The 7,212-nt window shown below is 69.7% G+C and carries 7 protein-coding genes and 1 pseudogene; 5 read left to right on the top strand and 3 right to left on the bottom strand.

Annotated features, from left to right (window positions below; all coding sequences use genetic code 11):
• The 3 genes and pseudogenes from FHD68_RS19130 to der all read left to right on the top strand — a co-directional run.
• Positions 1–437: pseudogene (locus tag FHD68_RS19130) on the top strand (tetratricopeptide repeat protein); the annotation flags it as partial.
• 26 nt (positions 438–463) lie between these two features.
• On the top strand, positions 464–1,780 hold the full coding sequence (locus FHD68_RS16550) for an outer membrane protein assembly factor BamB family protein (RefSeq protein ID WP_127899171.1): 1,317 nt from the start codon (positions 464–466) through the stop codon (positions 1,778–1,780).
• Positions 1,777–3,261, top strand: a complete 1,485-nt coding sequence (der, locus tag FHD68_RS16545) for a ribosome biogenesis GTPase Der (RefSeq protein ID WP_046001301.1) — start codon at positions 1,777–1,779, stop codon at positions 3,259–3,261. Before FHD68_RS16550 ends, der begins: the two co-directional genes overlap by 4 nt.
• A gap of 6 nt (positions 3,262–3,267) precedes the next feature.
• Here the strand turns inward: der and FHD68_RS16540 are convergent, their stop codons facing one another.
• From FHD68_RS16540 to FHD68_RS16530, 3 genes are all read right to left on the bottom strand, one after another.
• Positions 3,268–4,011 (bottom strand): hypothetical protein, encoded by a 744-nt coding sequence (locus tag FHD68_RS16540; protein WP_127899170.1) that lies wholly within the window; start codon positions 4,009–4,011, stop codon positions 3,268–3,270.
• Positions 4,012–4,065: 54 nt separating this feature from the next.
• Positions 4,066–5,358, bottom strand: coding sequence for a serine--tRNA ligase (gene serS, locus FHD68_RS16535; protein ID WP_127899169.1), 1,293 nt, complete (start codon positions 5,356–5,358; stop codon positions 4,066–4,068).
• Positions 5,359–5,444: 86 nt separating this feature from the next.
• Positions 5,445–5,831 carry a hypothetical protein gene (locus FHD68_RS16530; RefSeq protein ID WP_052715326.1) on the bottom strand — a complete coding sequence of 129 codons (387 nt, stop codon included), beginning with the start codon at positions 5,829–5,831 and terminating at the stop codon, positions 5,445–5,447.
• A gap of 122 nt (positions 5,832–5,953) precedes the next feature.
• Here FHD68_RS16530 and meaB point away from each other — a divergent pair, with 122 nt between their 5' ends.
• Together meaB and FHD68_RS16520 are read left to right on the top strand one after the other, a co-directional pair.
• Positions 5,954–6,928: a methylmalonyl Co-A mutase-associated GTPase MeaB gene (gene meaB / locus FHD68_RS16525; protein ID WP_127899168.1), complete on the top strand. Its 975-nt coding sequence runs from the start codon at positions 5,954–5,956 to the stop codon at positions 6,926–6,928.
• Positions 6,929–6,993: 65 nt separating this feature from the next.
• Positions 6,994–7,212 (top strand): Ada metal-binding domain-containing protein (locus FHD68_RS16520; protein ID WP_280115181.1); only part of this gene is annotated, 219 nt, incomplete at its 3' end.

The following is a 7,212-nucleotide window of genomic DNA, read 5'->3' as shown; positions in this document are numbered from 1 at the left end:
CCGAGAACGACCCCGCCGCCGTTCTGGCCGTCGATCCGCGCGGCTCGGCCGGGCGGCAGGCGCTGACCGGGCTGCTGGCCGCGGGCGCGCAGACCGATCCCGATGCCCGCGCACAGGCGCTGCAGGGCGTGGCCGATGCCCAGCCCGACAGCGTGCTGGGAGAGCTGGCGCAGCTGAAGCTGGTGATGGCGCAGGGCGCGCAGATGGATGCGGCCGAACGCGACGCCATCCTGACCCGCCTGTCGCGCGCCGGTGCGCCGTTCGAGCTGCTGGCGCTGGAACAGAAGGCCGTGGCTCTGATCGGTGCCGGGCGCCCCGAGGATGCGATCACCCTGATCCGCCAGATCCAGGACAAGGACGGCCTGACCGAGGCCTTGCGTCGTCGCCTGTCCGAGATGATGATCGCCCTGGGCGAGACGCCCGAACCGACCGAATAACGGACTGAGAGACAGGGATGACCGCCATGCTGCGACTGACCTTGGCGATGGCCGCCGGACTGGGACTTGCCGGCTGCGGCGACCGCGAAATCATCCTGCCCGGAGAGCGCCTGGACCCCCTGGCCGTCATCTCGGCCGACGGTCCCGCGGTCGAGGGTGCGGCGGGCATCACCGGCACCGCGCTATCCCTGTCCGCCCCGGTCACCAACGGCGAATGGACCCATCGCGGCGGCAACGCCGCCCATGCGCCGGGCCATCTGTCCCTGGGCGCGGGCGGCACGGCCCTGTGGTCCGCATCCATCGGCCAGGGCGAAACCCGTCGTCACCGCATCACCGCCGACCCCGTCGTGGCGGCGGGCCGGGTCTTCACCCTGGACAGCCGCGCCCGCGTCACTGCGACCGCGCTGAACGGCGGGCGCGCCTGGTCCACCGACGTGACGCCCGCGCTGGAGAATGTCGACAGCGCCTCGGGCGGCGGTCTGGCCTATGAGGGCGGGCGAGTCTTCGTCACCACCGGTTTCGGCGAACTGGTCGCGCTGGACGCGGCCAGCGGCGCCGTGCTGTGGCGCCAGCGGGTCGAGGCCTCTATCGGCGGCGGCCCGGCCGTGCAGGACGGCGTGGTCTATGTCGCGGCCCGGAACGCCGTGGGTTGGGCCGTGCGCGCCAGCGACGGGCGCGTGCTGTGGCAGGCGGCAGGCACGCCGTCGGGGTCGGGCGTCATGGGCGTGTCGGTCCCGGCCGTGCAGGGCGACACGGTGGTGTTCCCGTTCTCGTCGGGGCAGATCGTGGCGGTGGACCGCCAGTCGGGCCTGACCAACTGGACGTCGCAGATCGCGGGCACCCGTCCCGGACGCGCCATCGCGGTGGTCCGTGACGTGACCGGAGATCCGGTGATCGCGGGCGGGCGCGTCTATTCGGGCACCTCTTCCGGGCGCATCAGCGCGGTCGAGCTGTCAACCGGCCTGAACGACTGGACCGCGGACGAGGGCGCCAACAGCCCGGTCGTCGTCGCGGGCGGGTCGGTCTTTGCCGTGAACGACCAGGCCCAGCTGGTCCGGCTGGATGCGGCGACGGGCGGCGTCGTCTGGCGCCAGCCCCTGCCGTATTACACCACGCAGCGCGTGCGGCGTCAGGATGCGGTCCACGCGCATTACGGTCCCGTGCTGGCCGGGGGGCGGTTGCATATCGCCTCTAGCGATGGCATGTTGCGCAGCTTCGATCCCGCCTCCGGCGCGCTGGTCGGTCAGGTGGCGATCCCCGGTGGGGCGGCATCGGCCCCGGTGGTCGCCGGTCAAACCCTTTACGTCGTTGCGCGCAACGGCCAGTTGCATGCGTTCAGATGACATTCACCCTTGCGATCGTCGGGCGGCCCAATGTGGGCAAGTCCACCCTGTTCAACCGCCTGGTTGGCAAGAAACTTGCGCTGGTCGATGACCAGCCCGGCGTGACCCGCGACATCCGCGAGGGCGCGGGCCGCCTTGGCGACCTGCGCTTTGTCGTGATCGACAGCGCGGGCCTGGAGATGGCCGAGGATGACAGCCTTCAGGGGCGCATGCGCCGCCTGACCGAACGCGCCGTGGACGAGGCCGACATCTGCCTGTTCGTCGTCGACGCGCGCATCGGCATCACCGCGGCCGACGAGTATTTCGCCGAGATCCTGCGCCGCCGCGCCAAGCACGTCATCGTCGCCGCCAACAAGTCCGAGGGCCGCGCCGGAGAGGCGGGGGCCATGGAGGCCTATGCCCTGGGCCTGGGCGAGCCCCTGCGCATCTCGGCCGAGCATGGCGAGGGGATGGACGACCTTTACGGCGTGCTGATGCCCCTGGCCGACAGGATCGAGGCCGAGCGTCCCGCCCCGATCGAGGCCGTGACCGACCTGGACCTGTCCGAGGAGGACGCCGAATCGGGCGAGGGTTCCGAGGACTGGCGACCGTCCGAGGCCCGTCCCCTGCAGATCGCCGTGATCGGCCGCCCCAATGCGGGCAAGTCGACGCTGATCAACAAGATCCTGGGGCAGGACCGCCTGCTGACCGGCCCCGAGGCCGGGATCACCCGCGATTCGATCAGCGTGACCACGAACTTCATGGGCACGCCCATGCGCATCTTCGACACGGCCGGCATGCGCAAGCGCGCCCGTGTGACCGAGAAGCTGGAGAAGCTGTCGGTGGCCGACGGCCTGCGGGCCGTGCGCTTCGCCGAGGTCGTCGTCGTCCTGCTGGACGTCGAGATCCCCTTCGAGACCCAAGATCTGCGCATCGCCGATTTCGCCGAGACCGAGGGGCGCGCCGTCGTCATTGCCGTCAACAAGTGGGACACAGAGGACGACAAGTCCCACAAACTGAACGAGATGCGCGCCAGTTTCGAAAAGCTGCTGCCGCAGCTGCGTGGCGCGCCGCTGATCACCGTGTCGGCCAAGACCGGCAAGGGGCTGGACCGCCTGCACAACGCCGTCATCAAGGCGCACGAGGTCTGGAACCGCCGCGTGCCGACCGCCCGCCTGAACCAGTGGCTGGGTGCGATGACCGAAAGCCATCCGCCCCCGGCCCCCGGCGGCCGTCGCATCCGCCTGCGCTACATGACGCAGGTCAAGACGCGTCCGCCTGCGTTCATCGTGAAATCGACCCATACTGACCAGATCCCCACCAGCTATCAGCGGTATCTGATCAACGGGCTGCGGACCGATTTCGACATGCCGGGCACGCCGATCCGCCTGTTCTTCCGCGATCAGGGCGGCGAAAACCCCTACAAGGCCAAGGCCACCAAGATCGTGCAATCTGGTGCGCTGTCCAAGCACAAGCATCGCCAGAAACCCAAGGGCAGCTGATCCGGCTCAGCTGGCCGCGCGGATCAGCACCGTGGCCATCGCGCTGATCCCGATGATCGCGGCCAGCGCGATCATGGGATCGCTGCCCATGGTCGAGATGGCCAGCCCGCAGAATGCCCAGATCAGCGCCACGGAATAGCCCACGCTTGGGCCGATCCACATCTGCGCGGCCATGCCGAGGGCCGCGGCGGGCAGGATCGCCACGGCCGACACGATCTGCGCGGACAGGCCGAACTGCACGGCGGTCAGTTCCGCCAGCGCGGCCGAGGCCAGGGCGGTGGCCCATCCGGCCAGAAACCCGATCGCGGGGCGATGCCGACCCGCCGCGCGCCGGGCGCCCACCGTCGCGGCGACGGCCCCGGCCACGGAGGCCAGGGTCAGCACGCCCGGATTGTCGATCAGCAGTGGCCAGACCGATGCCAGGACCAGCGCCCCCAGCAGCATCGGCCACACGCGCGGTCGGCCCGCACGGATCGGCTCGTCATCAGACGGGTCGATCCACTGCCCGACCGCATCCAGCATCACCATCATCCAGACGGCGATCAGCAGCATCCACATCAGCAGGTTGTCGGGGTTCAGGTACAGGTGGGGAATGGCGATGCTGGTCGGCGCGACAGGCGGCAGCAGCGGCGCCGCCAGACGCGCCGCGTCTGTGATGATGCGCGCATCGGGCTGCATCGCGAAGATCACGCCGCAGATCACGAAGATCGCGGCGACCACCAGATGCAAGACTGAACCGATCCGTGTCATGCAGGCCAACGCGCGCCGGCCTGCGGCAGTTTCGCGCCGTCCGCAATCGGGGTGTCAGGCCAGCGATCCCTGCGCGGTCAGCGTGGTCGCGCCCTTCAGATAGGGGTGCAGGACCGCAGGCAGGCGGACCGATCCGTCGGCCTGCTGGCCGTTTTCCAGCACCGCGATCAGCGCGCGCCCGACGGCCAGGCCGGACCCGTTCAGGGTGTGCACGAATTCCGGCTTGCCCCCGCCTGCCGGGCGATAGCGCGCGTTCATCCGCCGTCCCTGATAGTCGCCGCAATAGCTGACGCTGCTGATCTCGCGATAGCGGTCCTGTCCGGGCAGCCAGACCTCCAGGTCGTGGGTGATGCGCGCGCCCGCGCCCATGTCGCCGGTGCACAGGATCATCGTGCGATAGGGCAGCTCCAGCGCCTCCAGCACGGCCTCGGCGCAGCGGGTCATGCGGTCATGTTCGGCCAGACCGGTATCCGCGTCGGTGATCGACACCATCTCGACCTTCTCGAACTGGTGCTGGCGCAGCATGCCGGTGGTGTCGCGGCCCGCGCTGCCTGCCTCGGATCGGAAGCACTGGCTGTGGGCGACCATGCGGCGGGGCAGGGCGGCTTGGTCCAGCAGGTCGCCGTTCACGGTGTTCGTCAGCGTCACCTCGGATGTGGGGATCAGCCAGTACCCTTCGCGGGTCAGATAGCTGTCCTCTCCGAACTTGGGCAGCTGGCCGGTGCCCAGCATCATCTGTTCCAGCACCAGGACCGGGGTCCAGGTCTCCTCCAGCCCGTGCTGGTCGACATGCAGGTCGACCATAAACTGCGCCAGCGCGCGATGGATGCGCGCGACCGCCCCCTTCAGCACGACAAAGCGGCTGCCGGACAGCTTGGCGCCGGTCTGGAAATCCATGCCCGGCACGACACCGGCGATCTGGAAATGCTCGACCGGGGCGAAGTCCAGTGCCGCAGGCGTGCCCCACCGGCGCAGTTCGACATTGTCGTCCTCGTCCCGGCCCTCGGGGACACGGTCCAGCGGCAGGTTCGGGATGCCCAGCAGCAGATCGCGCAGCTGCGCGTCCAGATCGGCGGCTTCGGCCTGCATGACCGATACAGTGGCTTTCGTAACCGCAATTCGTCTGCGCAGATTCTCAAATTCTATTTCATCGCCAGCGGCCTTGGCTGCGCCAACAGCTTTGCTGGCTTTATTTTGTTCGGCTTGAGCAGTTTCGGCCATGCTTATTTTGTCGCGGCGGGCCTCGTCCAGCGACAGGATCTGCGCGGTCAGGCCGGTCAGCCCGCGGCGATTCAGCGCCGCCTCGAAGGCATCGGGATTGTCACGGATCGCACGGATGTCATGCATGGCGGCACCTTCGCAAATTGTCTGGGTGCCTGACTAGCGCATGCCGACCGCGACAGAAAGCCCGGCCCGCCGCCACCGCGGGAATATCACGCGCCCAGTGTCAGTCCCGCACCGCGCATCATCTCCTCCAGCACGGGATAGAAATAGCGCTGGCCGACATAACCCTCGATCCGGCCCGCCTCGGATCCGTCCGACAGCAGCACGAAGGTGGGCGTGATCCAGGGCCGCCGCGCCAGTGCCAGCCCATCGGGATAGGGGCCATCCACGTCGACATGCAGGATCGGCGCGGCCCGCCCCGCGGCCGAGGCCGCATATCCCGGCCCGATCTGCGCGTGCCAGGCGCGGCAATGGTGGCAGGCGGGCGATTCGACCATCATCAGCCGCCAGCCCGACGGCGGCGCAGCCCGCACCCCCAGGGGCAGCATCACGGCCGCGGCGCCCATCAGGACGGTGCGGCGGGACAGGATGGGCATGACCGGACCTCCACGCGGGATGGCGCCAGATTACGCCCTGCCGGCCCATGGCACAAGGTCGACGGGGTTGCCCCCCGGCGGTGGCTGGTCCAGTGTCTCGCGCAAAGCGGGACAAGGCAGCGATGACGACGGACGATCTTCTGACACCCTTGCTGCAAGGCGATCGGCGGGCGCTGTCGCGCGCGATCACCCTGGTGGAATCGACCCGCCCCGACCACCGCGACCGCGCAGGCCGCCTGATCGCGGCGCTGCCCGACAGCACGGCCCTGCGGATCGGCCTGTCAGGCACGCCGGGGGTGGGCAAGTCGACCTTCATCGAGGCGTTCGGCACGATGCTGACCGAACAAGGGCTGCGCGTCGCGGTGCTGGCGGTCGATCCGTCCTCGACCCGGTCGGGCGGTTCGATCCTGGGGGACAAGACGCGGATGGAGCTTCTGTCGCGCAACCCGCGCGCCTATGTCCGGCCCAGCCCGTCCAGCGCCCATCTGGGCGGCGTCGCCCGCCGCACGCGCGAGGCGATCCGCCTGTGCGAGGCCGCGGGCCACGACGTCGTCCTGATCGAAACGGTGGGCGTCGGCCAGTCCGAAACCCTGGTCGCACAGATGTCGGACCTGTTCATCCTACTGCTGGCGCCTGCGGGCGGCGATGAATTGCAGGGGGTCAAGCGCGGCATCATGGAGATGGCCGACCTGATCCTGGTGAACAAGGCCGATGGCGACCTGCTGTCGCCCGCGCGCCGGACGGTGGCCGATTACGCGGGCGCGCTGCGCCTGCTGCGCAAGCGCCCGCAGGATCCCGACGGCTTTCCCAAGGCCATGCCCGTCAGCGCGACCACCGGCGCGGGCCTGCCCGAGGCCTGGTCCTGCATGCGCCATCTGGCCGACTGGCGCCGCGATGCCGGTCATTTCGACCGCATCCGGGCCGAACAGGCGCGCGACTGGTTCATGGCCGAACTGCGAGGCGGGCTGCTGGCGCAGCTGGACGCCCCGGACGCCCGCGCGCGCATCAGTGATCTGGGCGCCCGTGTCACCCAAGGCGCGCTGCCCCCGGTCGAGGCGGCGCGCCAGATACTGGACTGGTTGCGGCAGCCGCGATGAAATGCCCGAAAACGCGCCCCGCCCTGTCCGCGAATCGGCTAGACCGGTCCGCACAGGAGGGGGCGATGCCGGACCATGACGATCTGTATGCCGCGCTGCTGGCGCGTGATCCGGGATATGACGGGCGGGCGCTGGTCGGCGTCACCTCGACCGGGATCTTTTGCCGGCTGACCTGCCCGGCGCGCAAGCCGCGGCGCGACAACTGCCGCTGGTTCGCGGATGCCGCCGCCGCGCGGGCCGCGGGGTTCCGCCCCTGCCTGCGCTGCCGTCCCGAAGGGCAGGTG

The sequence above is a fragment of the Paracoccus marcusii genome (assembly GCF_006151785.1).
Lineage (GTDB): Bacteria > Pseudomonadota > Alphaproteobacteria > Rhodobacterales > Rhodobacteraceae > Paracoccus > Paracoccus marcusii.
The sequence above is the reverse complement of the archived record's forward strand: the minus strand, read 5'-3'. Positions and strand labels throughout refer to the sequence as shown.